General features: G+C 39.1%; 8 protein-coding genes. All 8 read right to left on the bottom strand.

What is annotated here, in order from left to right:
• Positions 1-13: 13 nt before the first annotated feature.
• Positions 14-517, bottom strand: coding sequence for a hypothetical protein (locus tag QWZ08_RS16640; RefSeq protein ID WP_290338623.1), 504 nt, complete (start codon positions 515-517; stop codon positions 14-16).
• A gap of 230 nt (positions 518-747) precedes the next feature.
• Positions 748-2,988, bottom strand: coding sequence for an ATP-binding protein (locus tag QWZ08_RS16635; RefSeq protein ID WP_290338622.1), 2,241 nt, complete (start codon positions 2,986-2,988; stop codon positions 748-750).
• A 450-nt stretch (positions 2,989-3,438) separates the two neighbouring features.
• Positions 3,439-5,334 (bottom strand): histidine kinase dimerization/phosphoacceptor domain -containing protein, encoded by a 1,896-nt coding sequence (locus tag QWZ08_RS16630; protein ID WP_290338621.1) that lies wholly within the window; start codon positions 5,332-5,334, stop codon positions 3,439-3,441.
• A gap of 10 nt (positions 5,335-5,344) precedes the next feature.
• Complete coding sequence (locus QWZ08_RS16625; RefSeq protein WP_290338620.1) at positions 5,345-7,330, bottom strand: tetratricopeptide repeat-containing sensor histidine kinase; 1,986 nt, start codon at positions 7,328-7,330, stop codon at positions 5,345-5,347.
• 19 nt (positions 7,331-7,349) lie between these two features.
• Entirely contained in the window at positions 7,350-9,341 is a 1,992-nt protein-coding gene (locus QWZ08_RS16620; RefSeq protein WP_290338619.1) for a sensor histidine kinase, read from the bottom strand.
• Between the two features lie 237 nt (positions 9,342-9,578).
• Positions 9,579-11,576, bottom strand: coding sequence for a tetratricopeptide repeat-containing sensor histidine kinase (locus tag QWZ08_RS16615; RefSeq protein ID WP_290338618.1), 1,998 nt, complete (start codon positions 11,574-11,576; stop codon positions 9,579-9,581).
• A 4-nt stretch (positions 11,577-11,580) separates the two neighbouring features.
• The gene (locus QWZ08_RS16610; protein WP_290338617.1) at positions 11,581-17,178 is read right to left on the bottom strand and encodes a sensor histidine kinase; all 5,598 of its coding nucleotides are present in this window, start codon (positions 17,176-17,178) and stop codon (positions 11,581-11,583) included.
• An 89-nt stretch (positions 17,179-17,267) separates the two neighbouring features.
• Positions 17,268-18,407 carry an FIST signal transduction protein gene (locus QWZ08_RS16605; RefSeq protein WP_290338616.1) on the bottom strand — a complete coding sequence of 380 codons (1,140 nt, stop codon included), beginning with the start codon at positions 18,405-18,407 and terminating at the stop codon, positions 17,268-17,270.
• Positions 18,408-18,414 lie beyond the last annotated feature (7 nt).

Below are 18,414 nucleotides of genomic sequence, written 5' to 3'. Positions count from 1 at the left end.
GATCAGTTCAGTGTTAGGAAGATAAATCAGTTAACAGCCAGGCATCAGCTGTTCCCAATTTTTGATCACTGCACAATTTTATGTGTAAAAATAACTGCAGCTTGTAGGCTGCCATAAATTTAATGCAGGTGGAAATAATGCCTTCTCCCAACGGTCCCTTTTCGCCCCAGGGGTACACAATTTCTTTATGAAACAAATCATCTTCCGTAAACTGGGTAAATAATTTATTGATGATGTCAATCTGTTCATCCATCAATGAAAGAAATTGTTCGTGCGGCAGTTTTTTAGAAGCCACCGTTACTTCACCAAAATAAGTATTGAAAGGCAGTTCACTTTTATTCATCCAATAGTCTAACGGCGCCGTTCCGATGATGCATAAATATTGCAGCAACTCGTGTATACTCCTCAGTTCTTCCTTTGTTTTAAAATCCATTTTATCGTTCGGAATTTTTGTATAAAGCCTTTTGCATATTTTCATTTCTTTCACGATGGCGTTTAGCAGGTGTTGTTTATACATGATGAATGGTTTTATTGATTGCTTATGAAAAATAAGTAAAAAACAATGCAACGGGCGACTGGCTTTTGCTGCAGTATTCCTGGCCAATATTTTGCCATCAGTATTTTTGGAAAACCGTTGTAACGATTAATCTTGCCGGCAAAGAGGCGTTTTAAATATAGATAGTGGAGATGCTAAAAGGTGCAATAAACATACTACATTTTATTGTAATTTTTTAATATACCGGGGATTTAAGGCAAAGCAGGTAAAAGAATAGTAAATATTGTACCATCATTTTCTTTGCTATCCATTTTTATTTCACCCCCGTGGGCCTTAATGATATCATAGCTTAAACTCAAGCCCAACCCGGTTCCCTGGCCGGTGGGTTTGGTGGTAAAGAAGGGTTGAAAGATTTTATTGATAATATTCTGAGGAATACCGTTGCCATTATCTTCCACATTTATTTCAATTGTATCACCAATTCTTTTTGTTTTGATTGATACGAGTGGCTTATAATTTTTATCGGCAGCTTTCTGCTTTTCATTCACAGCGTAAAAAGCATTGTTGATTATATTTAGCAGCACTCTTCCGATGTCTTGAGGGATGATATTGATCTTCCCAATACTTTCATCAAAATCTGTTTTGAAATCTGCGTTGAAGCTTTTGTCTTTTGCACGTAAACCATGATAGGAAAGGCGCAAATATTCATCGCACAAAGCATTGATGTCTGTTGGTTCTTTTTGGCCACTGCTGCTACGGCTATGCTGCAGCATGCCTTTTACAATGGCATCAGCACGTTTACCGTGGTGATTTATTTTTTCTTCATTTGCTATTATATCATTGGCGAGGGAGTTTGCGTCTTCTAAATTTCCTTTACCCATTTCATCTTTCATTTCTTCAAGTAACTCTTTATTTACATCAGAAAAATTATTCACGAAGTTCAACGGGTTTTGTATCTCATGAGCAATGCCGGCGGTGAGCTCGCCGAGCGAAGCCATTTTCTCCCGTTGTACCAATTGTAACTGTGCTGATTTTAATTCATCAAACGCCTCTTCAACTTTTAATTTTTGAAAATCGGTTTGCTTTTTTTGAGTTTGCAGCGATGCATAAGCTTTTTTCCTGTGCAGGTTATTGCGCCAAAGCATAAATGCGATTAAGAAAAAAACAGCTATGCCTGCAAGAAGAAAATATTTTTGCAATACCTGTTTTTGCAGTTGTAGCTGTTGAAGTTCCTGTTGTTTATTTAACAATTCAATTCTTTGTTCAAAATCATATGAGGCGAGTTGTCCTTTTAATTTGTTATTTACAATGGAGTCATTTATTGTGACATACCGTTTATAATAGCGATATGCGCTGTCAGGACGATTCCTGTATTCATAAACGGATGAAATGATTTTGGAAGCGTCTCTTATTACTTGTTTTGCGCCGGTTTGATTTGCCATGGCAAATGCCTCCTGTGCGTAACTTAATGCAGCATCAATATTTTGTAAAGCAAAACAGGCTCCAGCAATATCAATTAACAAACGCATGATCTGGTTGGCATCTTTGGATTGTCTGTTATAGTGTAAACTTCTTAGTAAATCAGGCAACGCTTTATTGTAATTATTCATCGATGAATAAAATTCACCGGAAAATGCTAAATAAAAACGCAAATCTCTTTGCTTGATCGTATCCGGTATGTAGAGGTTAAAATATTTTGTAGCAGAATCAAATTGTTTATTGAGCGCAAAGGTTTGGGCCAGTGTTGCGTTAAGGTCGTTTTTTTGACTATCACTAAATGAGTGCTTATAATAATTAATTGCTGTGCTATAGTTTCCGATATCTGCATTCAGATCACCAAGTTTATTTAGTTCCAAGAGCTTCCACTTTGGATCGCCGTTAGCTGCGATTAACTCGTGATCTCTCTGCAACCTTTCAAAGGCTTTCGCATAGTCTCCTCTTTCATCAAAACTAATACATGATACAATCGCGGAACTCAAAGCGTAAAATGAGTCTGCTGCCAGTTTGCTTAAAACGTAACTGGTATCTAAATTATTTACAGCATCATCAAACCTACTGAGTGAATGCAATGCAGTGCCCAACCGATAGTAAGTTTTGTACAGCCCTTTTTTATTTGCAGATTTTTTATAGTTGTAAACAGCTTCATGACATAGAACTTCTGTTTGAAGAAAGTCTTCATATTTCTCAAAAGCGATCTTGGCTTTTAGTGACAAAGCTTTCGCCGCGCCGTATATATAACCTATATCTTTAGCAGATTTCAGGGCTTGGGAAATGAGTATTTCGGCAGAGTCCAACCGGGGTCTTTCCCGCAGCTCCGAAAACCATTCCGGTAGTCCTAGGTATGTCTCACTTAGCTCATTCAGGCAATCTATTCTTGCACTATCATGTAATGTGTTTAATGCTCTATTCAGCCGATCAATTTTATTTCTATATTGCGAAAAGCTATTTTGCAGAATGGAAACAAAAAAGAATAAAAAAGTGACACTTTTCATGATATCCTGTTTAGCGGTAGTTGAATAATAAACTTTGCATATTCACCTTCATTGCTTTCTATTGTTAATTCCTAACGATGCCCTTTTGCAACGTCGTATGGTACCGATAAATCCGATCTTATCAACTATTTTTTGAGGAATGCCGTTGCCGTTATCGCTACAATAATTTCAACCTGTTGATTTTTTTTGTTGTGGTTACAGAGGGGTCATTTTCTTCACGCACCTGTTGGAGATAGGGGCTTTTCTTTTTTTCAGTACTGCGTAAAAAATAATGTTGAATAAATTTAATAAAACTCTTCCAATATCTTTGTGAATAATGCTGATGTTGCAGATTGTTTCACTATTGTCAGTTTTTTAAAGCGATATTAAAGAACCTGCCTTTCGCCGGGAAGCCATGGCAGGAGAGACGTACATATTCATCATGCAAGGTATTCATCCATTTTTTATAGCCTATGCCCTTACAGATTTCGGCTTCTTAAAAATTAAACTCACAATCGTTCCATTATTGATTTCATAGGTTAATTTGCCATCCAGCTGTTTTGTCAAGAGATTCACCAGTTGTGTTCCGAAACCCGTGCCTGTTGTTTTTTCATTGATTGGTTTGCCGATACCATCGTCTGAAATTTTCAATAAATATGCCCCTTCATTATTGCCAGTCGGATCTTGTTCGGTCAAACTGATTTTGATTGCTCCATTTTCTTTTTCATTGAATGCGTATTTCAATGAGTTAGTCAATAGCTCGTTAGTGATAAGGCCAACTGAAATAGCAGTATCCACATCTAAAATCAATTTAGGCATGTCACATTCCACTTTGATGTGTCCCTCTGCGTTGAAAGAATCGAGAATATTATCACTGAGATGGATAAAATAATCCCGCATTTCAATGGCAGCTAAATTTTCACCCTGATACAGTTTTTGGTGGATAATGCCCATTGAATGTACACGGTTCTGGCTTGCTAACATTGCCGACTGTACCGAGGGGTCATCAATCTGAGCGGATTGTAATGCTAAAAGACTGGATACTACTTCGAGATTATTTTTAACACGGTGATGAATTTCTTTTAATAACAATTCATTTTCTGCATTTCTTGCAGCGAGCGATACCTGCGTAGTTTTGAGTTCTGCTACCGTTTTTTCTATTTCATCATTTTTATCTTTTAAAGCCAGGTTGGTTTTGACTTTCATTTTATTGCTCTTGTATAATATAAAAGCAATAATGGAAAACAACAGCAACCCGGTTAATAACAGCAATACTTGCGTTCTGTTTTTTGTTTTAATTCTTTCGGCTTCAGCTTCCTTCAATCTCATCTGTTCCCTGAAGCCAACGTTTTGAAAATTAGTCAATGTTTTTATCTCTTTGTCATTTATGGAATCACTTAATTTTTTAGACAATTGTAAATAATAAAAAGCGCTGTCATACTTGTTTTCATCTTTAAAACTTAACGCAAGTGCGGTGTATGCTTCTTCCATTTCAGGCACATAGCTGCCCAAAGATCTGTAGTTGGCAATACCCGCTTTTGAATAATACAAGGCTGAATCAACCTTACCCAATTTTCTATACGTGTCTGCCAATGCAAACTGGGTAAGCGCTATGTAAAATGTATTTTTATTTTTTTCGAGCAGCTTTAATGCTGTGAGGTAATTGATTTTTGCATTGTCAAAATATCCTTTTCTAAAAAGGATATCACCAATAGCTTTATTGGATGCTCCGCCATAGTTTTTATTTTCAATTTTACTTTCTATACTCAATACAATTTGCTGAAAGAAAAGAGCAGAATCAAGCTTGCCCATATTTATATAAGCATTGGCAATATTATTATTGATAGTATAGCTTAGATTTAGATCAGTAGTTTCCGTTTCGATTATTGTCTTTGCTTCTTTTAGCTCTGATAGTTGTTTATCAAAATTTTCCGTGCGGCCATACAACATAGCCAGGCTGTTTTTTATGTAGCCTAATAATATTATCCTGTTTATTGTTGGATCATTGCTGGTAAAATACTTACTAAAAAATGGCGTGATAATAATATCCTTCGCAATGTTTTTATCTTCAATTAATTTATTGGCAACAAGTAATTTAGTCAATGCGGTTCCATAATCTCCGTTACTCAGCAATGTATAGCCAAGATCACTCAGGATACTTGCCTGGTAAAATTTCTGATGTAGTTTTTCTGCAATTGAAAAAGCAATATCTGCATAATAAATAGCGCTGTCCCTGTTAACTTCAGAATATTTTAATGCCAACTCACAAAAGTTATTTAAACGAATGGTATCATTTTGTCCGAATGAATCAACCGGATAATTAAAGAGGATAACCAGGATGAATAAATAACTTTTAATCCGTTTCATTATACTGGCTTTAGAGTGTTATGATAAATGTTGTTTCTTCTCCCCGTCCGACCGGGTCATCCGGGCGGGCCTTCCTTGTATCTACCTTCAACTCCCCGCCATGCGCCTTCACAATATCATACGCCAACGATAAACCCAAACCAGTTCCCTGCCCTGTAGGTTTGGTTGTAAAGAAGGGTTGAAAGATTTTATCTACTATGTTTTGAGGGATACCGTTGCCGTTATCGGCAACTCTTATTTCAACTTTATCGCCAACCTTTTTTGTACTTACTGAAACGGTTGGTTCGTATCCTTCAGGTTGTTGTTTTTTCTTTTCATCTACTGCATAAAAAGCATTGGTGTATAAGTTCAGTAACACCCTTCCTATATCCTCCGGGATGATATTGATACTACTAATACCTTCATCAAAATCTGTTTTGATAGTAGCATTAAATTCTTTGTCCTTTGCTCTCAATCCATGATAAGCCAATCGCAAATATTCATCTGCCAAAGCATTGATATTGGTGGGTTCTTTATGGCTGGTGCTTTTGCGGCTATGCTGCAGCATGCCTTTTACAATGGCATCGGCACGTTTGCCATGGTAGTTAATTTTCTCTTCATTGGTTTTGATATCATTCAGCAGTTCAGTTTCTAATTGTTCATCTCTATCTGCGTTGAACTTTATGCGTTCTGCGTTCAGCTCTTCAATCAACTCCCTGTTCAATTCACTAAAATTATTTACGAAGTTTAACGGGTTTTGAATTTCATGGGCAATGCCTGCAGTAAGTTCTCCAAGTGATGCCATTTTTTCAGATTGAATGAGTTGCGCCTGGGTGGATCGCAGAGTGGCCAGGGTTTTCTCCAGCGCAAGATTGGCTTTGTGTTTTTGGCGACTGTTGCGCACTACGATGAACAAAAACAGCAATACAACAGCCAGTCCAAATCCGAATGCATAAAATCCCAATTTGGTTTTATAAGCTGTTTGCTCCTCAGTGATTTCCTGTTGCCTCAGTTTTTCATTGAAGGAAAAATTTTGCACCTGTTTGATTTTTTCTTTGCTGTATATCGAGTCTTTTAAGGTATTTGCGATTTTTTGATATTTAAAAGCACTGTCAAACTGATGTTTCGATTCATACAGATCTGCGAGCAGGTTGCTTGCATCGAGGCTTTGGTTTGGAAAGGAACTTTCATTGGCCTGGCTAAGCGCTTTTTCCACATACCATGCGGCTGAATCCGTTTTTCCAAGAGCCTGGAAAGTTTTGGCAATACCAATATAAGCCTGGCAGATGTCCTGAGGCAGACGGCTTTTTAATCCAAATTGTATAGCAGTTCGGAATTGCCGCAGGGCATTTTCCTTTTCGCCGTTTGCTAAATTAATCAGGCCCAGGTAATAATGGGGCATGGGCCAGGGCTGGTTCGGACTCATATTCAAATTTGAATCAACCTGATTGAGGTAAAACAGCGCCGAGTCGAATTGGTGTAAGTCATAGAAGCAGGAGCCGAGGTTGGCGATCCAGATCTGTTTTACATTCAATCCTTTTTCTATCTGCACCGCTTTCCTGAAATAATCCAATGCGATACCCGGTTCCCCAATATTTTGATACACTTCTGCAATATTTTCGATCAGGCGCGTAGGAGACCCGGAATGTATGTTTTCCATTAAACGGACTGTTTTCAATGCATATTTTACGGCAAGTGAGTCATTTCGTTGTTCTGAAAGTGCTACAGCACTAAGTGCATTTAAACGAGCTTCGTTGATTGCAAACTTATCAGGATCGTGGTTGGGTTGTGAAGATGCGTTTTTTACCAGCGACAATCCCAGTGATGTATACATGAGGCAGGAGTCGGGGTTTGTATAAACATATAGCTCGGCAAGCCTGAGAATGGCTTTTATTTTTGTGCTGTCCCCGGTTGCGTGTAGCAGTGTCTTCTGCATGCTGTCTACTTTACCCCTGTTTTGGGAAAGGCATTCGGTAATAACCAGGATGGTCAATAAAAGCGATAAAATCAATTTCATACTATTTTTTTTTGAGCAATTACCTGCCAGGCAGAATCACTATCAATGTTGAACCTGTTCCTTCCACGGTTGCCACTTTTATTTCCCCCCCATGTGCCTTTACAATATCATAACTTAAACTCAATCCCAATCCAGTTCCCTGCCCGGTTGGTTTGGTGGTAAAGAAGGGTTGAAAAATTTTGTCAATTATTTTTTGAGGGATACCATTGCCGTTATCACTCACTTTTATTTCAATCTTATCATTTATCCTTTTTGTAATTACCGAAACAGTTGGTTCATAATTTTCGCCTCCCGATTTCTTCTTTTCATCTACCGCGTAAAAAGAATTGTTGATTAAGTTTAACAACACTCTTCCAATGTCCTGCGGAATGATATAGATATTGCCAATCGTTTCATCAAAATCAGTTTTTAATGTTGCATTAAATGATTTATCTTTTGCACGAAGCCCATGATAGGAGAGGCGTAGATATTCACCAGCCAGTTTATTAATATCTGTTGGTTCTTTTTGCCCGGTACTTGTTTGTGAATGTTGCAGCATGCCTTTTACGATGGCATCGGCTCTTTTACCATGGTGGTTTATTTTTTCTTCATTCGATATTACATCATTGATTAAATCATTTTGCAAATCACCATCTGCGTCAGGCTTTAAGCGTTCAGCTTTCAACTCTTCCAGCAGTTCTTTATTTATCTCACTAAAATTATTTACGAAGTTTAACGGGTTTTGTATTTCATGTGCAATGCCTGCAGTGAGTTCGCCGAGGGAAGCCATTTTTTCTGATTGGATGAGTTGCGCCTGGGTAGATTTTAATTCATTTAAAGTATTTTCTACTTTTTGCTTTTGTTCCTGCAACACACTATTTGCATGATGCTTTTGGCGGTTGTTTCGATAAAGGAATATCCCAATTACAATGAAAAAAAACAAGCAAACTGCTAATATATATTCCTTCATTTGATTGTTATAAGCAGTCTGTTTTTCCATTGCTTCAATATTGCGCAACTTTTCGTGGAAAGACAATGCCTGTAACCTGTTTATATTACCCTCGCTAAAAATAGCTGCATTTATTTTCGACTCCTGCCTGGAGTAATAATAGGCACTGTCTGTTTGATGCAGCGTATCAAATATCTGTTGCATGTAAACAACCGCCTTCAACCGGATAGCATTACTGTTCGCAGTATTGCCCAGATCAATAAATTGACGGCAAAATGATGCAGCTTGCTTAAGCCGGGAAGCCTGTATTAAATACTTAATATAGGTGTCATAAAAAAGCGACCTTAAAGAGCTTAGTTTTATATTAGGTAGTATACTTAGTGCTTTTGTAAAAGCACTGTCGGCATTAGCAGTATCATTGGCCAGGGCATAAGCAGCTCCTGTTAAACAAATGGAGGCCATGTCATACAAGCCAATACCAAGTTTACCTGAGGTTTCAATACTTAACCTGGCGTAATGTAAAGCCGAGTCGGCTTTATTGATATCGAGATAGTAACCACAGACGTTATTCTGGTATTGTATCAACATAAAATTATAAAGTGGCGACGATGGGTCGGGCAGGTTTTCTCCACCTTTAACCGTGTATTCATACTCAGCTTGATAATTTTTAAATTCGCTGTACACAAGGCTTATATCAAAGTATAGAGAACTGATGCGTCGCTTATCTTTTGCTTTTTCCGCCAGCGGAATGCCTTTAAAAAAGTATTCAAGCCCGGAAATATAATCGGCTTTGCTAAAAGCAAAGTAAGCACCGATCCAGTTGTAGCTAATGGCCAACAACGAATCCTTTTTTAATTGCTGTGCAATGCTGAGCAATTGAATGCACAATGAAGAATCAATATTGTCGGAGGTATTGTTAGAATGTTCAAGTTCTTTCCTGATAAAATTGAATTGCTGCATCGGTTGTGAAATGGCAGACAGTTTTACTTGAAAGCTATCAATATCCTTTTTTTGTGCCTGGCAATAAAAAATAGATGTGATCCAAAAAATTGTTGCTGATACTATCTTTAGCGTTTGATGCATTAATTAAAAATTAACTTGTAAATATTATACCCTATCTTTTATTCGTTTCCAATATTGTCTAACTCCCATTGCTTTAATAATAGTATAACGAGATTTATTTTGTTACCAGCATGAGTGTCTTAATCATCTTTCGTTGTCTCTCGATTGTGCTTTCTGTTCATTATTGAGCTAAGCGTACAGGTGGACGAAGTAACGCAAGCGCCATATATATGCTTAGCATAGCTCACCAATTTGTATTTAGCTAATGGGCAATTGCATTATAAATACCGTTCCTTCTCCTTCTTTTGTTTCCACTCTTATCTCACCGCCGTGTGCTTTTATTATGTCATAGCACAAACTTAAACCCAGCCCTGTTCCTTGCCCTGTCGGTTTTGTAGTGAAGAATGGCTGAAAGATTTTGTCGACTATTTTTTGAGGGATGCCGTTACCATTGTCTTTCACAGAGATCAAAACTTTACCCCCATCCCCTAAAGGAGCGCCGGTTCTTTGGGTTGTTACAGTTACTACAGGTTCATAGGTTTTATCTTCTGTTTTATGCGTTAAGCTTTCCGCTTTTTGCTTTTCGTTCACGGCATAAAATGCATTGTTATATAAATTCAATAACACCCTTCCTATATCCTGCGGAATGATATTGATGTTGCCAATGCTTTCATCAAAATCTGTTTGTAATACCGCGTTAAACGATTTGTCTTTTGCACGAAGGCCGTGATAGGAGAGGCGGAGGTATTCATCAGCCAAAGCATTGATGCTGGTAAGCTCTTTTTGCCCGCTGCTGGTGCGACTGTGCTGAAGCATTCCTTTTACAATAGCTTCGGCACGTTTACCGTGATGATTTATTTTTTTTGAATTTTCTGCAATATCATTTAATAATTCATTTTCTAACTGTTCATCTCTTTCATTATTCACTTTTAATTTTTCAAATTTTAATTCCTCAATTAATTCTGTATTTACTTCACTAAAATTATTGACAAAGTTTAACGGGTTTTGTATCTCGTGTGCAATGCCTGCGGTAAGTTCTCCAAGGCTTGCCATTTTCTCTGATTGTATCAGTTGCGATTGTGTATCTTTTAAGTCACGGAGGGTTTTCTCTAATACCTTGTTGGCTTTTTGCTTTAGCCTGTTGTTTCTGTATAATAATAACGCCGCCAAAAGAAGAATGGCCAGGCCACCTGTAAAACCAAATTGTTTTAACCTGATCTCGTTAGCCTTTATGTTTTCAGTAACCTGTCTTTCTCTTTCCTGTTGTTCGGCTAGTGTTTTTTGTAAGGCTATTATCTTGTCCTGCCCATACATTTTAATGTACATCGTCTCATATATTTTTCGGTAATATAGCGCCTTCGCCACATCTCTGGTTTCAAATTCCGTTGCAAGCAGAAGGCTGTTGATCAGGATGCCTTCATTCAATTGTATGTTTTCAGCAAGGGTTTGTCCCTTTATTGCGTAGTAAATGGTAGAGTCAGGCTGATTGAGTGCCTTATATAATTTTGCCGTACTGTTATTGGCCCAGATAAGGCTATATAGATCATTGTCTTTGGTATCAATTGAAATGGCCCGCTGCAGGTATTCTTTTGCAGTAGTATAGTTGCCGAGACTTGTATGAATGTTGCCCAATACCTCCAGTATGATCGCCAGTGTCTTTTTATTTTGGGTGTCATCATATAGGTTTTGCATACATAACAAAGCGCTGTCTTTTTTATTGGTAGCCATATAGGTATTGGTGATGGCAATTTCATTTTCTACATTGTAGCCGCCCCAGGAATTTCCTTTGAATAATGCTCTTGCCTTTAGTGAAAAGGCAAGGGAAAGGGTATAGTCTGATAAATCCTGGTAGGTGTAGCCCAGTTCCAAAAGGCTGATCGCCTTTTCTCTTTTGAAGTGAAATTTTTCACTTAGTTCCAGTGCCTTAAATGCGTATTGCAGCGCTTCAGGATAATTACCTTGCCGCAGGTAAAGATTTCCAAATCCAATCAATGCATTTGCTTTTCCCCTGGCGAAGTCAATTTTTTCAGAAAGTTTTAAGGCTTTTTCTGCATACAATAAAGAAGAATCAAAGTCAGAATAGGCATACTCGTAACTAAGTCCGGCCCAGATAAGTGCCCGGCTGGTATCGGTGCCGGCTTTTTCAAGTTCCTGTTTTAAGTCAATGGTTTGGTAGGATGAGGTATTATTCTTCTGGCCATAGCCGAAGCTATTCAGGAAGAAAATAAATACAATAAAAAGAATAATTTTTTTCATGTTTTTAGTTTGCCGGTAATTGAACCAGAAATTCAGAACCTTCATTTTCTTTCGTTTCTACCCTTAGTTCACCACCATGTGCTTTTACAATATCATAGACCAACGATAAACCTAAACCGGTTCCCTGGCCGGTTGGTTTTGTAGTAAAGAATGGCTGAAATATTTTGTCTTTTACCGGCGAAGGAATTCCGTTTCCGTTATCGGCCACGCTGATTTCAATTTGATCATTTATTTTTTTTGTACTGACTGAAACGGTGGGTTCATATTTAACCGCTGCAGGGTTTGCAACAAGCGACTGATTCTTTTCATTTACTGCGTAGAATGCGTTGGAAATTAAATTTAATATCACTCTTCCAATATCCTGCGGAACGATATTAATGTTACCAATTGCATCATCATAATTTGTTTTTAATGTGGCGTTAAATGATTTGTCTTTTGCACGCAAACCATGGTACGCCAACCGTAAATATTCATCTGCCAATGCATTGATATCGGTGGGTTCTCTTTGACTGCTGCTGCTGCGGCTGTGTTGCAGCATACCTTTTACAATGCCATCAGCACGTTTGCCATGGTGATTGATTTTTTCTAAATTCAGAATCACATCATTCATGATTTCCTTTGCCTCTGTTGTGTCGCCCTTATCCATGGCTTCTTTCATCTCTTCGAGTAATTCCTTACTCACTTCACTAAAGTTGTTGACAAAGTTTAACGGGTTTTGAATTTCATGTGCAATGCCCGCGGTGAGTTCGCCGAGACTTGCCATCTTTTCAGATTGTATCAACTGCTTTTGTGTGGCCTGTAATTCTGTTAATGCTGATTCTGCTTTTTGTCTTGCTTCTTTGATGGCTATTAAATCCTGCTCCGCCTGCAGGGCATGTGCCTCTGCAATTTGTAAATCGTTGAAACGGGTGAAGGTTAAATTGAACACAGCCGCAAACCGTTCCAGCAATTGCAAGGTTTCTTTTGGTTGGTCATCCGGTGATGCGATGCCAATAAAACCTTTGCTGAAATAAGCAATATCCTGTACTCTTCTTTTTTGAGAAAGGCCATTTTTAAATGGTACACCCAACGAGGTAAGATGGCGGAAATAATTTTGTAATTCTTCGCCCTGCATGTCTATTATCAACGATTTTTTTTGCTGCTTCCATCCTTCAAACATGCTGGCAAATGAGGGGTTGTCATTCAGGTTAGCATCGAACGCAGTACTTATTTTCTTACCATCCTCATCGGTTATCCAAAATTCTGATGCGCCATTTTCATCTTTTACAATAGCGATGTATAAGCGGTTGGGTGCAATACCCAACGCTATCAATTGCTGAAACAATACGGCAGCGGTTTCGGCCAGTTCATCACTTTTTTGCATGGCCAGCGTGCGGCTCCTTACTTTTTCAAGTGCCGTTTCAATCTGTGCCTCCCTTGCCTGTGCCTCTGCTTTTTGAAGATCAAGAAAACGCCTGTAAGACTGCTCAAAAACATTTGCGATCCTTTTGATAATTAAATTTTCTTCCACCGTGTATGGCACCAACTGGTAATTTGCAATGGAGAGAATTACATTTTTAGACACCGCTAAGGAAAACGCTGCGCCCTTTGAATTGTAAACATATTGCTTCCTGTCTTCCGGAGTATATTTTAGTAACGTTTTTTCAAAAACATAGCTAAAGAATTCGTTTTTTTCCTGAAATGACAATGCCTCCGTGTAAAATCCTTCACCGGCCTTTACAATTCGTGAAAGCCTTTTGAAAAAGACTATGTCTGTAGCTAAACAATACATTCCTGCAGGAGTGGAGATGCCAGGTGTGGATATATACCAATAAGAGCCTTCATCAGTATATTTTGTTACAAAGTTTGCTGTATCGAAGTGAAATCCCAATTGTGCAAACTGTTCGGTAACAACCCTAATCACGGAATGAAGTTCATCGCTTTTATGCATCGCCATAGAACTGCTTCGAACCTTTTCCAATGCGGCTTCAATGGTTGCCTCCCTTGCCTGAGCCTCTGCTTTTTGCAGGTCAAGAAAACGGGTATATGTTTGTTCAAACACTTTGGCTGCCCGTTTTAATACAACAATTTGGTCCTCGTTGTAGGAAGAAGTGTTCCAGCTATCTACGAATAAAGCAGTATTTTTTTCTGTTATCATACAAGCCAAATGCTGACTTGACTGTATTATTATTTTTCGTACATCAGCAGGAATTACATCGAAGCCATTATTGGCAAATACATAATCAAAGTATTCATTTTTTTGCTCAAGGGTATATTGCTTGTTGAAATAGCTGGTGCCCGATAGCCAGGCTTTCCAACTGTCACTGTAGTTATTTTCACCACTCATCAATACTTCGCTATAAGGTAGGTTAACTTTAGTAGGCGCCTGTAGTTTATTACCTACCCAAAAGAATGAATTCATTGAGTTTTTATCAAAAAGCCAGATGCCGACTGTGCCCAATAATACGTCTAGTTCATCCAGCTTTTCAAATATCAATGCAATTACTTCTTTCAGTTCATCAGAATTATGCATGGCCAAAGAACGGCTCCTGATTTTTTCCATAGCTGCTTCTACCTGAGCTTCCCTTGCCTGTGCTTCCGCTTTTTGCAGATCAAGAAAACGGGTATAGGTTTGTTCAAAAACTATTGCAAAGCGCTTGAAAATTTCATAGTAAGCAGCTACCCGCTCAAATGAAATAAACATAAGATATCCATGCGTAAAATAAACACAATGAATGATCTGAAAAGTTGGAATGGAAACTCCATCCCGCCGCCAGTTTTCCATGATTACTTCCCTGAAGGTTGGGATTGTAGCCAGATACTGGTAATGGACTTCCAGTTCCTTTCCACTTTGCTCTATCACAAACAAAGGCTTTCCTGTCTGCGCAGCTTCATAAATCTTCTGGTACACATCTTTTGAACTGTCGGTTTTAAAGGGTGGCAGAAGACCACTGATGGACCCCATCCATGCGGTTGCGGCTTTTCGGTCATCGTCCCAGATATTAAAACCACATGCAAGAGGGGGTAAACCCAACGACTCAACTTGCCGGAAGAGCAGCAGTGAAGCGGCCTGCAATTCATCGCTATGTTGCATCGCCATTGTTCTTGCCCGCACTCTTTCCAATGCCAATTCTATCTCTGCTTCTCTGGTTTGTGCTTCTGCTTTTTGGAGGTCGAGGAAGCGGGTGTAAGCCTGCTCGAATACTTTGGCAAATCTTATAAAAACCTGTTCATCAGTATATGCCTCCAACGTAATCGTTAGCACATATCCATATTTGAAATATGCGGCATGCCATGTTTGCCTTGTTGGAAATGAAAGACCAGAAGCAAGTATGTTTTCAAAAAACGTCTTAACTGACGGAACTGAAAGCATATAGTCATAATGATCATTCAATGCCTTGCCTTCGAGGGTGTTTTTACATAAATCCATTTTGTTTTTCCAGCCTTCGTACATTTTTTTATGCGTTGGATCCTTGGTATGGGGAATAGCAATGGGGGGAAGTACGCCGTTTTCATTGGCAAACCAAACTTCATCATCATCCGAACCAGGCATGCATAATACAAAACCACAGCCCCACAAATTGCCGCCCAAATTTCTTAGCTGCTGAAATAAGACATTCGCTACATCTGTCAGTTCAGCACTTTGATGCATGGCCATGCTTCTTGACCTTACTCTTTCTAGTGATGCTTCGATCTGTGCTTCTCTTGCCTGTGCCTCGGCTCTTTGAAGATCAAGAAAGCGGGTGTAAGTCTGTTCAAACACTTTTGCAAAGCGTTTGAAAATAGTATAAGATTCAGGAGATGGCTGTAAAGTAATATAAAGCAAATTACCATAAGAAAAATTAAATGCATTGTGCACCTGCCGTACAGGTGTTTGCACCCCTGCGGCCTCAGATTTTTTGAACGCTTCGTCTAATAATGGAAAAGATCTTAGATAGCGGTAAAACTCCTGCATTTCGTTACCTGTAAAATCATGAATGATATATTCTTCCTGATTTTTCCAGGATTGAAATTGCTGTTTATGCCACTCAATGTCAAACGCAGGCATTCTAAAAGGCGGGTTAACAGAGCCATCGGCATTGCACATCCACGATATCAATTCATTATTTTCGTTTTCCCAAACTGTAAACCCGCTGCTATAACAATTAATACCCAATGCTATTACCTGTGCAAAAAGCAATGATGCTACTTGTGCTAACTCGTCACTTTTTTGCATTGCCATTGTTCTTGCACGAACTCTTTCCAATGCAAGCTGTATTTGACTTTCTCTTGCCTGCGCTTCTGCTTTTTGCAGATCAAGAAAGCGGGTATAGGTTTGTTCGAATACTTTTCCGAAGCGTTTAAGAATATCATCATCGGCCGCTGAAAATGGTTCGCCAAAGTGGTTGATGATAAATATACTGGTATGCATCGATACACAACAGGACCGGGTATATCCTCCCGGGCTTGAAAGGGTTTCTTTTTTTTGTTCAGCATCCAGCTTTGACCAGGGCTCATGCTCAAATAAAAAAGTGAAAAAATCTTTTTTTTCCTCCTGTGTATATTCTTCGGTAAAAAATCCCGGGCCATTTTTTATGCCGTTTATAAGATTGCTGCAAAAGGGTTTTTCATAAAGCGGAAGATGTACTTCTTCTGATGTGTCGGCAGTTCCGCCTGAGCCCCAGCAGCGGAGCGTTGTTTCAATATCATTATTTATAGCAATGAACGAACCTCCATTAATTGCAATATTCAAATTGAGTAATTCTTTATGCACTGTGTTGATGACCTCCTGTAATTCAGAAGTTTTGTGCATGGCCATGCTACGGGAGCGTACTCTTTCCAAACCGGTTTCTATCTGCGCTTCCCTTGCCTGAGCCTCCGCAGTGGTGATGTCTGTATATCTTTTATAAGCAAGGTCAAATACATTGCGGAAGCGTTTAAGGATATTGAGCTGTTCTTCACTGATTTTTTTAAAAGTGGATATGCCCACATTTCCCTGTTCGATTGAATAAAAATAATAGTACAGTGCATTGGCATCTATCAGCCGGGTATCTTCATATTCACCATTTTGTTTTCTGAATGCTTTCCATTCTTCCAGTTCTTTTCCTTCTACAATAAATTCTGTAAATGCATCGGTGGCACTCTTCATTTGTTGTATCGACTTATCAATAATTGAATTTTTATTGTATGGAATGTTGGTAATGCTGCCACCCGAAAAATCAGAATAGTCGTAGTCAGTAAAATAATTTTTATCATCGTGAAAGATGCCAATCAGTGAATTTCTTATTTCAGAAAAACCCAGTTTAGTTAGTTCTTTATAATTCGCCTGGCTGATATTTAACAAGTCTTCGGGCGCGCTCATTCCCATTGCAATTGTCCGCACTCTTTCCAGCGATGCTTCAATTTCCAATTCCCTGTTTTGTGCTTCCACAGCCTTTTGCTTGTGGTCTAGTTCTTCAATTGTTTCTTCCAAAAGAATGGCTGTCGTCTTTTTTACTTTTTCCGTTCGGTCAAGTTTAAAAGCAGTTATTTCAAATTCCTTATCTGCATCTTTTATTGATTTCAGGAGCGCATTTTTTTCCTCCGCAGTCATGTTATTGTTCTGCTCAATAAATTGTAGTATGTGTTGAAGATGCTGGTTCATTGTAGGTTTTTGTTCAGCAATGTTATTCAGTACAAGTGTGCGACGCAACCGAAGCTTAATAGCAGCACTGCAGTTGGGTGCATAAAATTTTATTTCTCTTTTAGGGCGACAACACAGGTGGTAGCATTGTGCATTTCCAGTTTACCGCCTGTTGCCCTTGCCAGTTCTGCATTGCTGAACATACCGGCCATTGGAGCATTCCACACATTTTTTATACCTTCCAGCTCCTGATTAATGAGTGGCCCGAAAGACAGCAAGCGGCCTGCGCAACTAAATACAATTACAGCATCCGCTTCCGGCATATCGGTGGCTTTAATATTGGCTGTTTCACTAATTACTTTTTCTATTACATCAAAATCCGGCGGCAGTGAAAAACGCACTTTTGATCCCTGCGGTACCGATCCGCTGCAATAGAAGGAATGGTCATTCCAGTCTATCACCAAGCCGGGCCGCATTACGGGATCTCCGTTTTCCCGTTGTAATTGCATGGGTAAATTGGCTGCTATCTCCAGTAATAATTGCGGATTGTCCGGCGTAACATTTTCTATGCCACCATATCTTGCCGTGAGGTCAAGCACCGGCACATCATCCACTGTATACACATGATTGCCTTCACTTTTTGTGACTGTTTTTAAAGTGCCGACTGCCCTCCATCCACAGGTGGCCCTGCCTTTTATCGTTACATTATCAGCATCGAGTGCCAGAACAATCATCCCTTTATTGCTTTCCCAGTCGTTGCTGAAAACAAACTGTTCTGTAAACGTAATGTCATCACCGGCCATGCCGCCGTAAACCTCCACATGTGCCCCCACGGCTTCTTCAAAGCCCTTTAGCAAAGCTTCTGCATCGGTATTGGCATGACTTCCCCCAACTAAAAAAGCCGGGTTGGAAATATTTTCCAGCGTTTTCGAAGCGAGAGAAACTGCCACCTGCCTGAAATTCGTAGTGTTGTAATCAGCATGCAGTATCTGAAAATTTGACCGCTTCATATCCATCAGCAGCACAACAGTTGATTGCTTTTCAGGCGTTTCATCAGTAAATTCTCCGTTGCTGGTTACGCCGAAAACCTGCAGGCCTACGTTATCCAATACCCGGGTGATGGCCTTTCTATCCTGGGTGATCGACAGAAAGACAATGGCCAGCGTTGGTTTAAAACCATCGGCCATGCTTTGTTCTAAAGCAGCCTGAATTTCGCCTGGTGATTTTCCTTTAATTGATTTTGCCTGCATCTGGATG

This window comes from Ferruginibacter paludis (assembly GCF_030409685.1).
GTDB classification, from domain to species: Bacteria; Bacteroidota; Bacteroidia; order Chitinophagales; family Chitinophagaceae; genus Ferruginibacter; species Ferruginibacter paludis.
This window is presented reverse-complemented; position numbering and strand designations above follow the sequence as displayed.